This is a genomic window from Nostoc sp. TCL26-01, assembly GCF_013393945.1.
GTDB lineage: Bacteria > Cyanobacteriota > Cyanobacteriia > Cyanobacteriales > Nostocaceae > Trichormus.
Window position 1 is genome coordinate 3467013 of sequence record NZ_CP040297.1, and the last position, 16588, is coordinate 3483600.

Genomic DNA, 16588 nt, shown 5'->3' on the forward strand with positions numbered 1-16588 from the left:
CGAGTTTGTTAACTTGTGAGTGTAAATCTAGGATTTAGCAAGGCGTTCATCTAGCCAAGCCAAACCAGCACCAGATGTTTCCGCAATAATACTAATTAAACGATATAGGGCGATCGCACTAATCACCACCGCCGAGGGAAAGCGGTTTTGCAAAAGTGCAAGAGCTGTCGCTTCAAATACACCCAAACCCCCAGGCGCACCGGGAACCACCAACCCCAGCACCCAAGCACAACTAAAAGCACCCAATAACAAGGGAATTTGACTCATATCTAAGGGCATGAGAGCAAATATAGTTAAAATAAACCCCGTACCCCGCAAAGCTAAAAATCCCAACTCCCCTAACAGTGGTTTCCAGGGATAGCGTTTTACCTTAAAAGCTGTACTTGCTGGATGAGAAGATTTTTTTGTCTTGAGTTTGTATGCCAGACTGATCAATAGATTTAAAAATCGGGGATGTATCGCACAGAGGATCATAACTAAACTCAATGACTGTAAAATTTGCAGCGTCAAGCTGTAATTCCTCACAGCAAATTCACTTCCAAATAAGACAACAATAATTAAAGCCGCCGCCGCCATCAATAAGGGTTCTAGTAAAACACTCAAGGTAGCTGCACCAGCCACAACATTGGCATTTTTCGCTGCCACAATTCGCCCATAATGATGCCACACGTTTCCTGGTAAATACTTGGCAATATTGGTTTTCAGGTACGTTTGGATAAATTGAGAAATCGGTACAGATTGATTTAAATCTTGCAAAACCCAAGTCCAAACCCAACCTGCCCAAGTATGAGCTAGTAAAGTTATACCTGTAGCGATCGCTAAAATTGCCCACCCAACTTCATCAATCCGGGTAGCCGTCACCTCTAACCAATGATCCTGCAAGGCTTTAGCTAAAAAAATCAGCGTCGCCCCTAAAATTACCCAGCGTAAAACTTGCTTCAATTTTATACTCATTGAACAAACAGCTAAAACACTCAAAGCTGAATATCTCAAATCTTATGCTACATCAGCTACACACTAAATTTTGACAAAAAAATCTCCAACCATAACTAAACGATTCAGGATTGCTATATTGCGGTTGATTAATTGTTCTCTCTCTAGTTAGAGAAACACAACCAGCTTTTTTGGAAAATAATGTGACTTACGCCAGATATATAACTAATTTTTTCACCTTACTATTAAAAACTGTTGGTTCAGAAATCAGTAAACTTTCGCTTAATGCCAAAGACGTTAAGCCAGGATTTATCTATAAGTAAAAGGAGGAAGTGTGAATAGTTTAATGAATGTATGGAAAAAACTGCAACTACGCCAAATAGTTACCGTATTTTTGGCTGGTATATTGTTAATAGCTAATACAAACCAAGCCAGTCTATTAGACAACTCCAAATTATTGATTACCACAAATACAGAATCAGAACTTCTTTATCCCGGTGCAGAAACACCAGCAGGCAGAATCGAGAAAGAAAGAGAATTGCCTATCATCACTCAAGAAGATTTTCAACGCCCTGAACCAGGAAATTTAATTCAGAATGAACCAAATGTAGGTACTCGCATTCAAGAACGCCTAGAAACTGTCAAGGAATCAGTACAAGAAGCTTCTAAGTTTTTACAAAACTCAGCAGATGAAGCTACTTCTAGACCAGAATTACAACCAAATCAGGCAGTTCGTAAATAATGCTCGTGAGCAAAAACAAGACAGCATAAATCACGGCAAATTCAACTAATTAGAGTTACCAAACAACAAGGAAAAATATCATGAAAAGAGTGATTAATTGGCTACAAAATCTGCGTCCATTGAAAATATTGACTGTGTTTTTAGCAGGTGTTTTTTTACTCTTGGCACAAGCTTGTAATCGTCCCACTGTAGCTGCACAGCCACCACAGCCAGGTTCTCAACCACCAAATATGGAAAGATATGATCCCACAAAAAGTTATCCACTCAACGCACCTAAAGGTGGGATGAATAACTTTAGTGATGTAGATCCTAGAGCCACAGCAGGTGAGAAAACAGCAGAAGCTAGAGCTAAGGCATTAAGTAATCAAGCCAGAAAAAATGTTGAGCAAAAAGGTGTTGACAGTACAGAGCAATATACTCGTAACTATCAACAAGGTACACCTTTTGGGCAAAGAGTGAAAAACTTAGGTGAAGATATTGGTAGTTCTGCCGAAGAAGTGAGAGAAGGGGTTGTGAAAGGAACTCAGCGCGGCTTAGAAAATATCAAAGACAACACCCAAAATGCTGGTGAAAACTTGACAAAAAATGTTCAACGTGGGGCTGAAGATACAGGGAAAAATCTTCAGCGACGAGTTGAAGATGTGGGTAATAGCGTCAATCGCACATTGAATAATTAGGATCATGTAGAGACGTTGCAATGCAACGTCTCTACAGGTTTTTGGGTAATGGATATGCTAGAAATTTTGATTTTCTAAATACCAATTATGCAAAACTACCTGGTGAACTTCTCGCCAGGGAATATTGTATTTGCGAGCTAATTCGGCACAATCTTCGTATTCTGGTTGGACATTAGCAAGAGATTTTTGGGCAGATTTTCCTTGCCATGCTACTTTAATTCTCACTGTGCCATATTTAGTGGCTACTTGTTGCATTTCTCGTTCTAAAATAGAACGCTGTTGAGTCGTGCGGCGAATTCCTAAAGTTGTGGTTTCGCGGAAAATCACTGCTTCACAATCGAGTAAATTTTCTGGATGGCAAATTACAGTTAGTAAAATCCCCGGACGGGATTTTTTCATGCCTATGGATTGAGTAAAGACATCGACTGCACCCACAGCAAACAATGCTTCAAAGATATAACCGATCGCTTGCGGATTTAAATCATCAATTTGTGTTTCTAATACGGAAATAGTTTCCAGATTTGGGCTATTTTCCTGAAAATTGCTGACCTTTGCCTGGAGACTAGCGCTTTCACCCAGCCACAGCCGTAGTATATTAGGAATAGGTAGGTTGATTGTACCGGCTCCCAATCCTACTTGTTGGAGTGTCATGGGTGGTGTATCGCCAAATTCTCTCACTAAAGTGGTGGCGATCGCAGCTCCGGTTGGTGTGACTAATTCTCGATCAATGCCATTACTGTAAACCGGACAACCCCGCATTTCCCATAACTTCAAAACAGCCGGTACAGGGACAGCCATCTGTCCATGAGCAGCTCGTACAGTTCCCCCACCAGTGGGAAATGGTGAACAATAAAGCAGTGGGAATCCTGCCTGATCATTAGCAATGCCTAACCAATCTAATCCTAAGCAAGTGCCAACAATATCCACAATCGCATCCACCGCACCCACTTCATGAAAATGCACCTTTTCCGGCGAAATTCCATGTACAGCCCCTTCAGCAACCGCTAATTGGCGAAATACAGCCAAACTCCAAGCCTCAGCTCGTGGTGGCAATCCCGCCTGCAAAATCATCTGCTCAATTTCCGGTAGGTGACGGGTGTGCTGATGATGGTGTTCGTGATCATGCTCATGATGGTGATGGTGATGCTCGATTAAATCCACATGAACCTTAGTTGCTTGCTGGCCATTCCTTTGTACCAGTTCTGCCCATAATTTATACTCCTGAGCAAGTCCTAGATTATCTAGTTTTTCCCTCAGATACTCCACCGGCACACCCAGACTAACTAACGCACCCAGGCACATATCACCAGAAATCCCCGTCGGACATTGAAGATAAGCAATTTTGCTCATACAGGTAAATTTTTGCGCTACACAATTATTGTGAATGTGAAAATCGGTATTGCGTATTTATTGTGGCATCCTGCTCAGAAAACTCGTCTGTCAAAGTATGTGTCTATAGGTTAACTAATTACTTCTGCGTGTAAATATGTGCAACGCTTAATTTTACATATAGTCATCACAGCACCAAAGAAAAATTCTCTCACCTCTACTCTCTAACCTCTAGCCCCCAATATTCCGTAACCTAAATTTTTTATGGCAAAAATTATTCCTGTCCATCCTGACAATCCCCAAAGTCGCAGAATAGAGGAAATAAGTTCAGCACTATCTAGTGGCGCAGTGATGCTCTATCCGACTGATACAGTATATGCGATCGGTTGTGATTTAAATGTCAAGTCTGCGGTGGAGAGAGTGCGGCAAATCAAGCAGCTAGCAAATGATAAACCACTAACATTTTTATGTCCTTCATTGTCAAACGTAGCGACATATGCCTATGTCAGTGATACAGCTTATCGCCTCATGAAGCGATTAATACCAGGGACTTATACATTTTTGCTGCCTGCAACCAAGTTAGTACCCAAATTGGTACAAAATCCCAAGCGCAAAACCACTGGTATTCGTGTACCCAATCATACCGTATGCTTGGCGTTGCTCGAATCTTTAGAAAATCCGATTATTTCCACTTCGGCACATCTGCCACCAGATGAAGCGGATAACGGAAAAGTCTTACCAGATGAGGAACTGAGACTGTCACAAGTGGAACTGTTTGATCGTTTGGATAAATTGGTCGATGTGATTGTCGATACTGGTCAAGAACCAACATACGACGTTTCGACCATTTTAGATTTAACGGGAGATGAACCAATGATTACAAGGCAGGGTTTAGGTTGGGAAGCTGTAGCTACGTGGGTATAAGAACTGGGCTTCATCGGCTTCCCCGTGTATTTCGGAATAATGTGATCAAAAAGCTCCAGTTTCATGATTGTCATGCGTACAAGTTCTAGGATTAATCAGCAGGTAATTACAGTAATACTTGACACATTAAGCTTTTTAGCAATTTGGCAGGCAAAGCGAATTTACCTGTGTTAACGTCTATTAGGTTGCGAGTGGAAAAAGCGACACACGGCTTTCTCTGTAACTCTTCTTGATTGATTAAATTCATATATATGAGCAGTGCTTGCAGTAGGTGTTGAGGGATGAATATTTCAACATTCTTCGTCAAACTCTATTTTCAGGCAATATTTGGGCATTTTATATAAGGTGCAACACCGAACCCAGGAAAAGATATGAAAGTAAACCTTGCAAATCTACCAATCTCTACATCTGCTTTTGTCGGCGACACTGTGACTACAGACTTACCTCCCACAGATGCTTTGATGCAATTGTTGTGTCAAGAAATGCAAGCTCAAGTCAAAGGATCACCCAAGTGTATCCAAGCTGTCGCTCAACGCATTGCCAAAGAAGTCAACCGGATTTGCGATAAAAGTTCTCGCATTCAAACATCAGGTCAGGTTCAGTCTTGGCAAGTTACTCTCTCTCGCCATCGTCTACAAAAATGCCTGCATTATTATCAACTAGGTTCTCAACGGGGACGGGTAGAATTACATAGTAGCTTGGGTGCTATGGTTTACCGTCATGTGACGATCGCTGGTTCAGATTTGGGTTTTGATGCGCGCTACACTCTGATTGAAGATTTTCTCCAAGCATTTTACATTGAAGCTATCAAAGCTTTCCGTCGAGAAACAGAATTACCGGAAGACTATACACCCCGCACTCAGTTGCAACTAGCGGAGTATATGGCTTTTACTGAACAGTATGCTAAACGCCGGATTAATTTACCTGGTGGCAATAACCAACAATTAATTATCTTACGCGCTCAAGGTTTTGCCCGTCGTCAGCCCCAGGAAACAACTGTCGATATTGAAATGGCTGTGGAATCTGCCAAAAGTGAGGATGCAGAATCTTACCAGCGTAACTCGGCAGTACAACAAATTAGATCGCAGATGATTGCTCAAGCTAATTTTGACCCTTCAGAAGAATCAGAACGCGATCGCATTATCTCCGAATTAGTCAAATATTTAGAGTCTCAAGGACAATCTGACTGTATAGACTACCTGACTCTCAAGCTACAAGACTTGTCTGCACCAGAAATTGACCAAATTCTCGGTCTTACCAGCCGTCAGCGCGACTATCTGCAACAGCGTTTTAAATATCATGTGCAGAAGTTTGCCAAACAGCATCATTGGCAATTAGTCCATCAATGGCTAGGTGCAGGTTTAGAACAAAAGTTGGGCTTATCTGGACAGCAATGGGATGCTTTTGTCAATACCCTTTCTGTACCGGAACAGCAAATTCTCCAGTTGAAATTAGCAAGACATAGTGATCAGGCGATCGCTAAAGCTTTAAAATGTACTCCTAAACAATTACAAAAGCGCTGGACACAAATGCTAGATACTGCATGGGCTATCCGCAACGGTAATCCAGAAACCCAAACAGGTTGAATTTAAGCAAAATTAATTAATTTAATCAGTATTTTTGCTATTTCTTATTTATTGGGTGAAGCTGTGCTTCATCCAAAAATCATGTCTATTTTACTTAAGTCACACTCAACAGTGGCTACATTAGTTATGTGTATTTAATCGCACATGATATCAGACTACAAAACCTGGCTTTTCTAGCAAGCTATCAATACTCATGAGTCATTCACCAATTTTTAGACAATTAGCCCAGACAATTCGCACTGCTCAGTATTGTCAAAAGCAGAATATTTCCACTGGCGAAGGTATGGAACGGATTTCTGCGCTGTCAGTCCGCAAAACTAAGCGGCGAGAGTTTTTAGCAGATTTAGGTAAACTCACCCTGCTTGGGGGAACAATTGGTGTTGGTTCTGGCTATTTTCATCGTACTTTAGCAGCACCTCCAGCGATCGATGCCAAAGTAGCAATTGTGGGAGCAGGTTTAGCCGGACTCGCTTGTGGCTACGAACTCCAGCGTTTAGGAATTAAAGCTACTATCTACGAAGCTAGTGAACGCACAGGAGGACGTTGCTATTCCCTTAATGGTGTATTTCCCGGACAAGTAGCTGAGAGAGGCGGCGAGTTTATTGACAACTTACATAAGACAATGTTGGGATATGTCAATGAATTTAAGCTGGAATTAGAAGATTTATCAAAAGAACCGGGGGAAGTCTTTTATTACTTTAATGGTCAACGTTATGGTGAGTCGGCTGTAGTTGATGAGTTGCGAAATTTTGTTGATGTCATGAGACAGGATTTACGCACTCTTGCCGAACCAACTGCGGATAATTTTACTGAGGCAGAAAGAATCCTTGACTTGACTAATCTCCAAGATTATTTAGATCAGCGTGGAGCAGGAAATTTAATTAAAAATGTGATTAAAGCCGCATATATTGGGGAATATGGGCGAGAAATTGACCAGCAAAGTTGTCTGAGTTTTCTACAATTTATCCATGCAGATAAACGCTCAAAGTTTCGTCCTTTTGGTGTGTTTAGTGATGAACGTTATCATGTGATTGGTGGTAATCAGCAGATTGTAGAAGGCTTAAAAACGCGATTATCTGGGCAAATTAAATATGCTCAAAAACTCATAGCTGCGAGAAAAGATAGTGCCGGTAAAATTGAATTAACTTTTAATCATAGCTTGAGTGAAAAATTTGATGCTGTCGTCTTTGCGATTCCTTTCTCCACTCTCAGAGAAGTAGACTTGCGAGGACTCCAGCTTCCTCAGTGGAAACGTGATGCCATTAATAACTTAGTCTACGGCACTAATGCAAAATTGATGGTAGGCTTTAATCATCGTCCTTGGGCTACTCTTGGTAGTAATGGTAGTAGCTATGCTGATCTGTCATTTATTCAAAATACTTGGGAAACTAACCCCAGTCAGGCTGCTTACAACCGGGCAGTATTAACAAATTACGCTGGTGGTAATTTAGGTGCGGGACTTGACCCCAAATATTTACAACGAGAGACTGGTAATTTTCTCAGCTATCTCAAATTTATTTTCCCTGGTGCAGATATTTCGGCAGTCAGAATTAAGAATAGTGAATTTTTAGCACATCTGGAAAATTGGTTATTGAACCCGTTAACTAAAGGCAGTTACACCTGTAACCAACCCGGATACTTTACCACCATAGCTGGCAATGAAGGTAAAGCGATCGATAATCTCTACTTTGCTGGAGAACACACCAGTTCATTTTATGAATGGCAAGGTTTTATGGAAGGTGCAGCAGTTTCCGGAATCAATGCGGCCAAGCAAATTGTGCGGAAATTTAAATAGTCCCGACACCACAACTTTCACAACTTCAGTGCAGTTATCTTAACCTCGCATAGATGCCTCATAACTAATAATTCAGTAGTTGAAAATAGCAGCTTTTTCAAGGTTAAGATAATTTATAAACCTTATTTACTTATGCAATCAAAATAAAATGTAATTTCGACTGTTGTTTTTAGTGAGCGAGGAATGATATAACTTTTCCTAATCTGCTGAAGTACTGAGTACACCGTGAATAAAATTGGGCAATCTCCATACCCCTCTGCGTTTCCCTCTGCGACCCTCTGCGTTTAAAAATATTGATTCTGTACCTCACTTAACTGGGAAACGCTATAAACATCTATATGAGTATCCTAAAGTTTTACACCCTCTAATAGGTAAAACACTTTGGCATTGTCGTGATTGCTAAAAAATGTATCCACTCTAAATGAATGAAAATATTCAGAATATCTGTCATAAACTTCCTGGACACTATTAAAATGGCGGACATGAGATATCCAGGGAAAATTTGGTACGCTACCATAGAAACGTGTACCCTTGCGAATCTTTTGAATTACCTCAAGATCACGCTCTATATGTTCTAGAAATTCTGTAGTTACCACTGTATCATAATCATGGGTGTAGAACAGATCCGTTTTTAACGCATCAGCTATCACAAAATCTAAGTCAGGACAAGCTTTTTTTGCTAGAGCAATTAGGCTAGAACTAAAATCAAAACCGAGATATTTAGTTATGCCTTTATCTCGGATTAAAGCAGCAAACTGCCCACCACCACAACCAATTTCTAGCAAGGATTTTGTTTCTACACACTGGATGCGATCGGCTATAACTGACCAAAAAGGGTAATATTCAGTTTTTGAGTAGTGAATGCGGAAACCATCAGATGCAGATGCTTTCTGATCGTAATACTCAGAGGTTTGCTCAGAACCATTGTTGTAGCTAACAGTTTGAGAATTACGAAAAGACTTGAATAACCTAAGTACAATAGGTGGTACAAGCTCCTTAGCTATAATCTTTGCAGTTTGTGTCATGGTTTTTATTTAATTTTCTCTACTGAAAGTTATCAAAGCATTATTACAAAATCTATTATGATTAATCAATTAGATAGAGTGCATGAGGAGTCAGTAATGCCATGATGAAATGCTCAAGCTTTGGCATATCTGAGTTTAGCAAAATATATATAAATGTGATATTTTGTAAATTTTTATCAAAGCTTAACTTTTATATTTCTTGATATTTTAGGAGAAAGCCTGAGATTAAATCCTATGGTGACGACAGCATTAACTAATTCTCAAAGGGTTTTACTGCCAAATATTACTTGGCAAACCTTTGAAACTATCCTGGCAGAAATGGGAGATGATCGTGCTGTGCGACTGGCTTACGATCAGGGAATGCTGGAAATTATGACTCCTTTAATGCCTCATGAGCATAACAATAGATTACTAGAACATTTGATTTTTGCTCTAGCTGAGGTACTCAACCTAAATTTAAAAAGCATTGGTTCGACAACTTGTAAACGTGCAGACTTATTGCGGGGAGTAGAACCAGATTCAGCTTTTTATATTCAAAATGAGTTGGTGATGCGGCAAAAGCAGCAGATCGATTTGACACAAGATCCACCACCAGATTTAGTTATTGAGGTAGACTACACTGGCGCTTCTGTAGACAGATTTCCTATTTATCAGGCTTTGGGTGTTCCAGAAGTTTGGCGATATGACGAACCCATTATGCAAATTTATCAGTTACGGGGAGGAGTTTATATTCCTTGTGATGTGTCACCAACTTTTGCCAACCTTCCCTTAGCAACTGAACTTCCCTGGTTTCTGGAACAAAGTCTGAAAATTGGGGAGGTTTCTATGGTGAGATTATTTCGTGATTGGGTAAGCCAGCAGATAGCCAATTCTCATCCTTAGAGGACGTTTGAAAAGCCTGTTTCTTTGTCATGTTGAATGCAGCGTAGCGGAATGAAACATCTCGGTATGTGCCACAAAACCTAGATTCTTCCTGACGCTCCGCTCCAGTCAGAATGGCATTTTTCTACCTACTGAAACTTTTCCAACACCTTCTTAGACATCTGACAACTTATCGACAGATATTGCTAAAACGATTAACATATCAAACTGTGTATCATTAAGTGAGTCTTTGTCTTATGCCTAGTGTAGAACGCGACGAAACCAGAGAGCAGCGAATTGAAACAGAGATTATAGTTGATGCTGACGATAAAGAAGACCGAGCGATGGGTTGGTACTATTATCTTGAGGAGACTTTAAATTTCCCTTTTTTCGCTAAGTGGAAGAAGAAGTCGCGGAAATCTGCGACTGTTGGGGAAAAAGAAGTCCAAGTCTTGGGTATGGCTTCAGATGATGAGTGTTTGAAAGATATGTATGTGGAAGTTGCTCTCATTGGCGGTAAGGACGAGGATGTCTATTCTGTCAAGCTTTCGGAAATAGAAGCTATTGATGTCGATGAAGAGACTCAAGAGGCGATCGCTGATTGGCTATACTGGTTAGCTAGAGGATATAAATTCTAATTGGCAGATAAATGGCGAATAATCCGGCAAGGGTTCCCAGCTGCGACAACATTGGCTGGTATATCTTTGATAACCACACTACCAGCACCAATTGTCGTATTATCCCCAATGGTAACTCCCGGACAAATAATAGCACCGCCACCAATCCAAACGTTATTACCAATTTTAATTGGTGAGGCGAGTTCTCTCCCAGATAGACGAACTTCTGGTTCTGTAGGATGGTAAGCAGTATAAATCTGCACGTAGGGAGCTAGCAAGACGTTGTCACCAATTTCTACTTTGTTGCAGTCTAAAATTACACAACCATAATTGGCAAATAAGCCATTGCCTACATAGATATTGCTGCCATAATCACAATGCAATGGCGGCACTATGTTAATTTTCTCACCTACCTGGGCAAATAGTTCTTGTAAAATTTGCTGGCGTTGTTCTGGCTGTTCTTCGGTTGTGGCATTATACATCCGCAATAGACGAGCAGCTCGTTTGCTCTGGGCAATTAATTCTGGATCATCAGACAGATATAATTCACCTGAGAGCATTTTTTGTTTTTCTGTTTTTTCCATGAGTTTGTCTCACGCACAGGAGGCAAGTACTTACAATATCTGGAATTAATCATGAAGAAAATCTAATTTTAATAAAATTCTGATAAATATGCAGATTTTAATCATATTTTGCGGATAATTTGAAATCTGGTAGACACACCCAAAATGAGAATATTAGATATGTAGCGCATTAACAATTAGTAGCTTTATTAAACACACCATAACGCGCTTTTCCTTGCTGTTTAGCTCGGTACATGGCATGATCAGCATCTCGCAATAGGTTTTCTGGTTCATCATGACTATTGCTATTGAGGGTAATCCCAATGCTAGCTGTAGTAAAAATTTGTTGCCCATTCAAGTTTAGAGGTAATCCCAAGGTATCTTGAATGCGTTTGGCGACGTTAATAGCATCGTTAACATCTCGAATTTCTTCTAACAAGACGGCAAATTCATCGCCACCAAATCGCCCTACTGTATCTCCACTACGTACACATGATTCTAACCTGCGAGCGATCGCTACTAAAAAATCATCTCCCATGCCGTGTCCAAAGCGATCGTTAATCCCCTTAAAACCATCTAAATCCAGAAACAACACCGCAAATCGATAATCGATGCGCCGTTTACTTCTTTCAACAGCTTGTTTGAGACGATCTAAGAATAAAACTCGATTGGGTAGTGCTGTCAATCCATCATAAAAGGCATTACGAAGTAATTGGATCTCCGCTTGCTTACGGTGAGTAATATCTTGTAGCACCAAAACTGCGCCAGTGATGTTGCCTTGGTGATCACAAATCGGTGCAACGCTATCACCAATTGGTATTGCTTTACCATCCTTAGAAATCAGTGTACAGTTTTCTGGTAAATTCAACACCTCACCAGTTTGCATAGCTTGTGTAGCTAAATTATCAATTGCTTCATCCATATCTTGATCAACTAAACTGACAACCTCTGTTAAATTTCTGCCCAAAGCTTCATGTTCTTGCCAACCAGTTAATTTTTCGGCGATGGGATTCATCATCTGAATACAACCATCAGTAAAGGTGACAATTACAGCACAACCCATACTGTTAATAATTGCCGACATTCTGGCTTTTTCTTCCTGCAATCTTCTGTGGCTTTGATATTGCTGTAAGGCCATCTCCACAGCCAGATGTAAGTTTTTTTCATCAATGGGTTTTAAAATACAGCTAAAAGCATGACCTAATCGGATTTTGTTTAACTGTAAATATTCCGTATACTCAGTTAAATACAATACGGGAATATGAAAATTATTTTGAATAATATCTGCTACCTGTACTCCATCAATTGTTTTATCTAAGCAGATATCAAATAATACTAGATTTGGGTGATTATCTACTATCTTTTTTATCGCTTCTTCCGCAGAATTTGTAATCTCCAGAACATTGTATCCTAATGTTTGTAAACTGTTTTTAAGATTTAACGCTAGGTCTATTTCATCCTCAACAACTAGGATTTTGTGGGAGATCATGTTAAAATCACCTGTTTGCTAAGGTTCAGATATTGTTGTTAGCGTCAACTCAATCTGAAAGTTAATAACTCTATGATAGTCAATCTCTAAAATATCGGTATAGTCGCTTGATTAAACTACTTGTTAAATTTAAATAACTCCATAAATTACTAGTCAGAATATATATTTTTGATTAATATTTAAAAATCAACATAATTGGCTGATGCTGTTAAAATCAGGCTTTTACTATGAATATCGAAGTTTTAAAATCTCTTTATTTTAAGATTTTGTTCAGTAATGAACATTTTTTTAATGTGGTATATACATAAAATAAAAGTATAAAAATACTGTTATTTAGATAACAAAACATTGATCATCTGAGGTATTTTTCTCATAGGTTTGGAAAATTAATGATAAACTTTAACCTCTAGATGAATAAATCATGATCAATACCCCTAACAGCACGATCAATGAGCCTAATTGATCAAATTTGTCAGGAGCTAATCCATCGATCTTCCAACCCCACAGCAGCGAGAGAATAATAAAAATACCACCATAAGCTGCATAAGTGCGACCAAAGTTACTTGGCTGTTGTGTGGCGACAAACCCATAAACAGTTAGCAGTAATGAACCAACTAACCCTAGCCAGATGCTTTTACCTTCTCGCAACCATAACCAAATTAGATAGCCTCCGCCAATTTCACACAAACCCGCTAAACAGAAGTAACCCAAAGACTTGATGATGGACATTTTAATTTTTAAAAAATACGTATGATGAGCATTATCTACTATATGTATCTTAAAATCTGTACAACTTAAATATTCATGCATATATTGTATTACAATACTGAGGGATAATCTAACCCCACAAACCAAAAACTCTGGATGACAAACCACCAGAGATAAGGTGTCAAAATAACAGGAAACAGGGAAATCCCTATCAATAAATTTAGGCTTCCGCCGTGAGTATTCACAGCAAAGTCTGAACATTGAAAAACTTAAGCTCGTTTACTTTCCATTCTTAGGAATTGTTTTCCTATGCTCCAAAGACTATATGTAAACAACTTTAGATGCCTAGAAAACTTTGAATTGACAATAAAGGGGATGTCATCTGCTCTGTTAATTGGGAAAAACGGTGCAGGTAAATCAACTATTGCCATTGTATTAGAGGTACTTCAGTCTGTTGGTAGAGGGATTAATAGAGTTGGACAACTTGTTCAATCAAAAGATTTCGTTTGTGGTAGGTCTAATGTGCCGATCCGCTTAGAAATAGAAGTATTATTGAACAATAACTTATACAAATATATTCTTGCCTTTGAGTTACCAGAAAAATTTAAAGAGCTACGAGTTTTTGAAGAGCAACTCCTAGTTTCGGGAGATCCAATCTACTCTAGAAGAGAAGCTCAAGTCACTCTTCACAACAGTCCACAAAACCGTGAAGCTCAATTTCTTGTGGATTGGCATCTTGTTGCTTTACCAGTCATACAGGAGCAATCAGAAACTGATCCACTACGGATTTTTAAAACTTGGCTGGCTCGGATGATCATTTTAGCCCCAATTCCCAGCTTAATGACTGGAGAATCCAATGGGGAAACATTGGAACCAAAACGAGATGGTTCAAACTTCGGAGAATGGATTTCTGGGTTACTTAGTCGTTATCCTGCTGCTTACACACAGGTTGACAAATATCTTCGAGAAGTTATGCCTGACATTCAGGATTTTCTGAATGAACAAATCGGCAAAGACGCTAAAAGCATGATTGTTCGGTTTGAAGCAAATAATGCAAATCTGAGTATTGATTTTAAAGATTTATCTGATGGCGAAAAATGCTTTTTTCTCTGCGCTGTCGTATTAGCTGCTAACAAATTCTATGGGCCACTTTTTTGCTTCTGGGATGAGCCAGATAACTATCTTTCCCTATCGGAAATTGGTCATTTTGTTACATCACTCCGACGCTCATTTAGGCATAGTGGTCAAATTTTAGTAACCTCTCATAATCCTGAAGCAATCCGAAAATTTTCAGATGAAAATACCTTAGTTCTTCATCGAGCAAACCATTTAGAACCAACTTTAGTTAGACTGCTCAGTGATATATCTGTTCCAGGTGATCTTGTAGATACCTTAATTCGTGACGATATAGAAATATGAGCGTGAATAGGTATCAACCCTGCGTTTTTGTATTGCCAGAAGACGATGCTAATCGCCAGATTGCCAATGGATTTATCCTTAATTTAAACCTTAACGGCCGTGCTATTCAAGTTCTGCCACCTGCTCGTGGTTGGGTAAAAGTTGTAGAGAAATTTACGGAAGATCATATTCCTGAAATGCGACTATATACAAAAAGGATGATGGTTTTGCTGATTGATTTTGATGATCAGCAGGGTCAGCGATTGAGTTATGTACAGAGTAAGATTCCCACAGATTTAATTGATAGAGTGTTCGTGATTGGAGTGCTATCTGAACCAGAACGTTTAAAGGGAGATATTAACAAGAGTTTTGAAAATATTGGAGAATCTTTAGCAAAAGATTGCGCCGATAATACAAATGAATTATGGGGACATAATCTTCTCAAACACAACAAAACAGAATTAGAGCGTATGGTTGTCTGTGTCAAACCATTTCTGTTTAATTTGTGATAATTTTGGGGAATTTTAAAGTTCAGATTTATCTCTAGTCAATTCAATGCTAATTTTCCCGCCAAAATCGGGAATGGGTGCGGCTGGTTTGGTGACAATGACTTTGACTTGTGTGACTTGAGTGCTTTGTTGGATAATGGCATCAGCGATCGCACCCGCTAAACGTTCAATCAAAGCAAACTTAGCCGTCTTCACCAAGTCTTGTATCAAGTTAATAACACTGCGATAATCAAGAGTATCAGCGATCGCATCAGTCTTGGCAGCTGTAGACAGATCCAACCATAAGGTTACATCCACCTCAAACCATTGTCCTAGTATCTGCTCCTCTGGTAAAAAACCAGTATAGCCATAGCAGCGAATTCCTGTTAAATGAATGCAGTCCATCTTATTTTTGCAGCAACAATTGAGTAATTCGGCTTTGCATTTTATCTCGAAATTGTTGTGCTTGCCGATAAATGGCAGCGCGTTCTTGACTGAGATTTATCTCATTTTCCACAGGCCCAATAAAATAATGCAAGCGCGTTCTCATTGCCCAAACTCCCATTGAGGGAAATAGTATGAGTAGAAAGATTAAAGGTGAGATGGGTAAAAAGGGTAACTGAAAAAACCTTTGTAATTTTTGCAGGTTAATTGTCCACGGATGTAAAGACTCACTACCAAGGCAAACAACCGGCAGAATCGGGATATGATAGCGATCGCTCAACTGCAAAAAGCTGAGATCAAATTTTTGCAACTGATAACGTTTTTGCCATCCCTTGAGAGGGCCTCGTAAACCTTCCGGTGCATACAACAGGATTTTACCCTGAGCTACGGCTGCTTCAAAATCGCTTAATTCTGCCCTCACAGCACCTAAAACCTGCGACCATTTAGGTGGTAACCACCAAACCATCCAAGGATGTTCAAATAATGATACACCTGCTAGGGGTTGCACCACCCAATCTCGTGCTTCACCCAATAAATAGCCCAAACTAATAAAGTCCCAAGGAAAACACATCCCCGCATGATTCATCACTATCATCACAGGGGTTGTGGATGGTAAATTTTCAACTTGTTGTAATTCCCCACGAAAATAATATTTGACAATGGGTGCTAAAATTTCTTCCCTAAATGCTTGTTGATAGTTGGGGTTAAATTCCTCAACTTCGGTTCTCGGCGCACGACAACCTAGACGCAACCATCGGCAAAAAAATGCTAGATAAAACCCCCCAGGAATTAAAAATAGGAAGTATTCTAGCCAGTGCCAACCGTCGGGATCTTTATGGTAATGTTGCCAGTGGCGGTTAAATAAAATCAGCCAGCCGGGCGGATACCACAAACAAAACCAATCAAACCAACTAAATTTATATGCTTGGCTTAGTGGTTTTTCTCCTTGGGGATGTATCAAGTTTTCAGAATATTGAGGAATCACAACTACTAAATAAATAGTATGAGT

17 protein-coding genes are annotated in these 16588 nt (G+C 39.6%); 9 read left to right on the forward strand and 8 right to left on the reverse strand.

Going from position 1 to position 16588, the window contains the following annotated elements:
- Positions 1–27 precede the first annotated feature (27 nt).
- Positions 28–954 (reverse strand): YbhN family protein, encoded by a 927-nt coding sequence (locus FD725_RS14950; RefSeq protein WP_179048847.1) that lies wholly within the window; start codon positions 952–954, stop codon positions 28–30.
- A gap of 313 nt (positions 955–1267) precedes the next feature.
- Here FD725_RS14950 and FD725_RS14955 point away from each other — a divergent pair, with 313 nt between their 5' ends.
- On the forward strand, positions 1268–1675 hold the full coding sequence (locus tag FD725_RS14955) for a DUF6658 family protein (RefSeq protein ID WP_179048848.1): 408 nt from the start codon (positions 1268–1270) through the stop codon (positions 1673–1675).
- An 80-nt stretch (positions 1676–1755) separates the two neighbouring features.
- On the forward strand, positions 1756–2352 hold the full coding sequence (locus tag FD725_RS14960) for a hypothetical protein (protein WP_179048849.1): 597 nt from the start codon (positions 1756–1758) through the stop codon (positions 2350–2352).
- Positions 2353–2409: 57 nt separating this feature from the next.
- On the opposite strand, the gene larC is transcribed toward FD725_RS14960, so the two are convergent.
- Positions 2410–3702, reverse strand: a complete 1293-nt coding sequence (gene larC / locus FD725_RS14965) for a nickel pincer cofactor biosynthesis protein LarC (RefSeq protein ID WP_179048850.1) — start codon at positions 3700–3702, stop codon at positions 2410–2412.
- 243 nt (positions 3703–3945) lie between these two features.
- Between larC and FD725_RS14970 the strand changes: the two genes are divergently transcribed.
- The 3 genes from FD725_RS14970 (at position 3946) to FD725_RS14980 (ending at position 7986) form a co-directional block, all read left to right on the forward strand.
- A complete protein-coding gene (locus FD725_RS14970; RefSeq protein ID WP_179048851.1) occupies positions 3946–4605 on the forward strand; it encodes an L-threonylcarbamoyladenylate synthase in 660 nt (219 codons plus the stop codon).
- Between the two features lie 371 nt (positions 4606–4976).
- Entirely contained in the window at positions 4977–6191 is a 1215-nt protein-coding gene (locus FD725_RS14975) for a HetZ-related protein (RefSeq protein ID WP_179048852.1), read from the forward strand.
- A 193-nt stretch (positions 6192–6384) separates the two neighbouring features.
- On the forward strand, positions 6385–7986 hold the full coding sequence (locus FD725_RS14980; RefSeq protein ID WP_179048853.1) for an NAD(P)/FAD-dependent oxidoreductase: 1602 nt from the start codon (positions 6385–6387) through the stop codon (positions 7984–7986).
- A 347-nt stretch (positions 7987–8333) separates the two neighbouring features.
- Here the strand turns inward: FD725_RS14980 and FD725_RS14985 are convergent, their stop codons facing one another.
- Positions 8334–9011: a bifunctional 2-polyprenyl-6-hydroxyphenol methylase/3-demethylubiquinol 3-O-methyltransferase UbiG gene (locus FD725_RS14985; RefSeq protein WP_179048854.1), complete on the reverse strand. Its 678-nt coding sequence runs from the start codon at positions 9009–9011 to the stop codon at positions 8334–8336.
- 234 nt (positions 9012–9245) lie between these two features.
- Here FD725_RS14985 and FD725_RS14990 point away from each other — a divergent pair, with 234 nt between their 5' ends.
- Together FD725_RS14990 and FD725_RS14995 are read left to right on the forward strand one after the other, a co-directional pair.
- Positions 9246–9893: a Uma2 family endonuclease gene (locus FD725_RS14990; protein ID WP_179048855.1), complete on the forward strand. Its 648-nt coding sequence runs from the start codon at positions 9246–9248 to the stop codon at positions 9891–9893.
- Between the two features lie 236 nt (positions 9894–10129).
- Positions 10130–10510 (forward strand): calcium-binding protein, encoded by a 381-nt coding sequence (locus FD725_RS14995; protein ID WP_179048856.1) that lies wholly within the window; start codon positions 10130–10132, stop codon positions 10508–10510.
- Here FD725_RS14995 and FD725_RS15000 read toward each other — a convergent pair.
- The 3 genes from FD725_RS15000 to FD725_RS15010 form a co-directional block, all read right to left on the reverse strand.
- Complete coding sequence (locus FD725_RS15000) at positions 10507–11073, reverse strand: sugar O-acetyltransferase (protein ID WP_179048857.1); 567 nt, start codon at positions 11071–11073, stop codon at positions 10507–10509. The genes FD725_RS14995 and FD725_RS15000 overlap by 4 nt on opposite strands.
- A 169-nt stretch (positions 11074–11242) precedes the next feature.
- The gene (locus FD725_RS15005; RefSeq protein ID WP_179048858.1) at positions 11243–12541 is read right to left on the reverse strand and encodes a diguanylate cyclase domain-containing protein; all 1299 of its coding nucleotides are present in this window, start codon (positions 12539–12541) and stop codon (positions 11243–11245) included.
- Between the two features lie 399 nt (positions 12542–12940).
- Entirely contained in the window at positions 12941–13270 is a 330-nt protein-coding gene (locus FD725_RS15010) for a YnfA family protein (RefSeq protein ID WP_179048859.1), read from the reverse strand.
- 288 nt (positions 13271–13558) lie between these two features.
- Between FD725_RS15010 and FD725_RS15015 the strand changes: the two genes are divergently transcribed.
- Positions 13559–14668, forward strand: coding sequence for an AAA family ATPase (locus FD725_RS15015; RefSeq protein ID WP_179048860.1), 1110 nt, complete (start codon positions 13559–13561; stop codon positions 14666–14668).
- Positions 14665–15156 carry a hypothetical protein gene (locus FD725_RS15020; protein WP_179048861.1) on the forward strand — a complete coding sequence of 164 codons (492 nt, stop codon included), beginning with the start codon at positions 14665–14667 and terminating at the stop codon, positions 15154–15156. The genes FD725_RS15015 and FD725_RS15020 overlap by 4 nt, the downstream gene beginning before the upstream one ends.
- Positions 15157–15171: 15 nt before the next feature.
- Here the strand turns inward: FD725_RS15020 and folB are convergent, their stop codons facing one another.
- Entirely contained in the window at positions 15172–15540 is a 369-nt protein-coding gene (folB, locus tag FD725_RS15025; protein WP_179048862.1) for a dihydroneopterin aldolase, read from the reverse strand.
- Position 15541: 1 nt separating this feature from the next.
- The gene (locus FD725_RS15030) at positions 15542–16564 is read right to left on the reverse strand and encodes a 1-acyl-sn-glycerol-3-phosphate acyltransferase (protein WP_179048863.1); all 1023 of its coding nucleotides are present in this window, start codon (positions 16562–16564) and stop codon (positions 15542–15544) included.
- Positions 16565–16588: the final 24 nt, after the last annotated feature.

What these genes read in the sequence shown, in the direction of transcription:
- FD725_RS14950 (WP_179048847.1), bottom strand. Translation starts at nt 954, where the DNA reads ATGAGTATAAAATTGAAGCAAGTTTTACGCTGGGTAATTTTAGGGGCG.
- FD725_RS14960 (WP_179048849.1), top strand. Translation starts at nt 1,756, where the DNA reads ATGAAAAGAGTGATTAATTGGCTACAAAATCTGCGTCCATTGAAAATA.
- larC (WP_179048850.1), bottom strand. Translation starts at nt 3,702, where the DNA reads ATGAGCAAAATTGCTTATCTTCAATGTCCGACGGGGATTTCTGGTGAT.
- FD725_RS14970 (WP_179048851.1), top strand. Translation starts at nt 3,946, where the DNA reads ATGGCAAAAATTATTCCTGTCCATCCTGACAATCCCCAAAGTCGCAGA.
- FD725_RS14975 (WP_179048852.1), top strand. Translation starts at nt 4,977, where the DNA reads ATGAAAGTAAACCTTGCAAATCTACCAATCTCTACATCTGCTTTTGTC.
- FD725_RS14980 (WP_179048853.1), top strand. Translation starts at nt 6,385, where the DNA reads ATGAGTCATTCACCAATTTTTAGACAATTAGCCCAGACAATTCGCACT.
- FD725_RS14985 (WP_179048854.1), bottom strand. Translation starts at nt 9,011, where the DNA reads ATGACACAAACTGCAAAGATTATAGCTAAGGAGCTTGTACCACCTATT.
- FD725_RS14990 (WP_179048855.1), top strand. Translation starts at nt 9,246, where the DNA reads ATGGTGACGACAGCATTAACTAATTCTCAAAGGGTTTTACTGCCAAAT.
- FD725_RS14995 (WP_179048856.1), top strand. Translation starts at nt 10,130, where the DNA reads ATGCCTAGTGTAGAACGCGACGAAACCAGAGAGCAGCGAATTGAAACA.
- FD725_RS15000 (WP_179048857.1), bottom strand. Translation starts at nt 11,073, where the DNA reads ATGGAAAAAACAGAAAAACAAAAAATGCTCTCAGGTGAATTATATCTG.
- FD725_RS15005 (WP_179048858.1), bottom strand. Translation starts at nt 12,541, where the DNA reads ATGATCTCCCACAAAATCCTAGTTGTTGAGGATGAAATAGACCTAGCG.
- FD725_RS15010 (WP_179048859.1), bottom strand. Translation starts at nt 13,270, where the DNA reads ATGTCCATCATCAAGTCTTTGGGTTACTTCTGTTTAGCGGGTTTGTGT.
- FD725_RS15015 (WP_179048860.1), top strand. Translation starts at nt 13,559, where the DNA reads ATGCTCCAAAGACTATATGTAAACAACTTTAGATGCCTAGAAAACTTT.
- FD725_RS15020 (WP_179048861.1), top strand. Translation starts at nt 14,665, where the DNA reads ATGAGCGTGAATAGGTATCAACCCTGCGTTTTTGTATTGCCAGAAGAC.
- folB (WP_179048862.1), bottom strand. Translation starts at nt 15,540, where the DNA reads ATGGACTGCATTCATTTAACAGGAATTCGCTGCTATGGCTATACTGGT.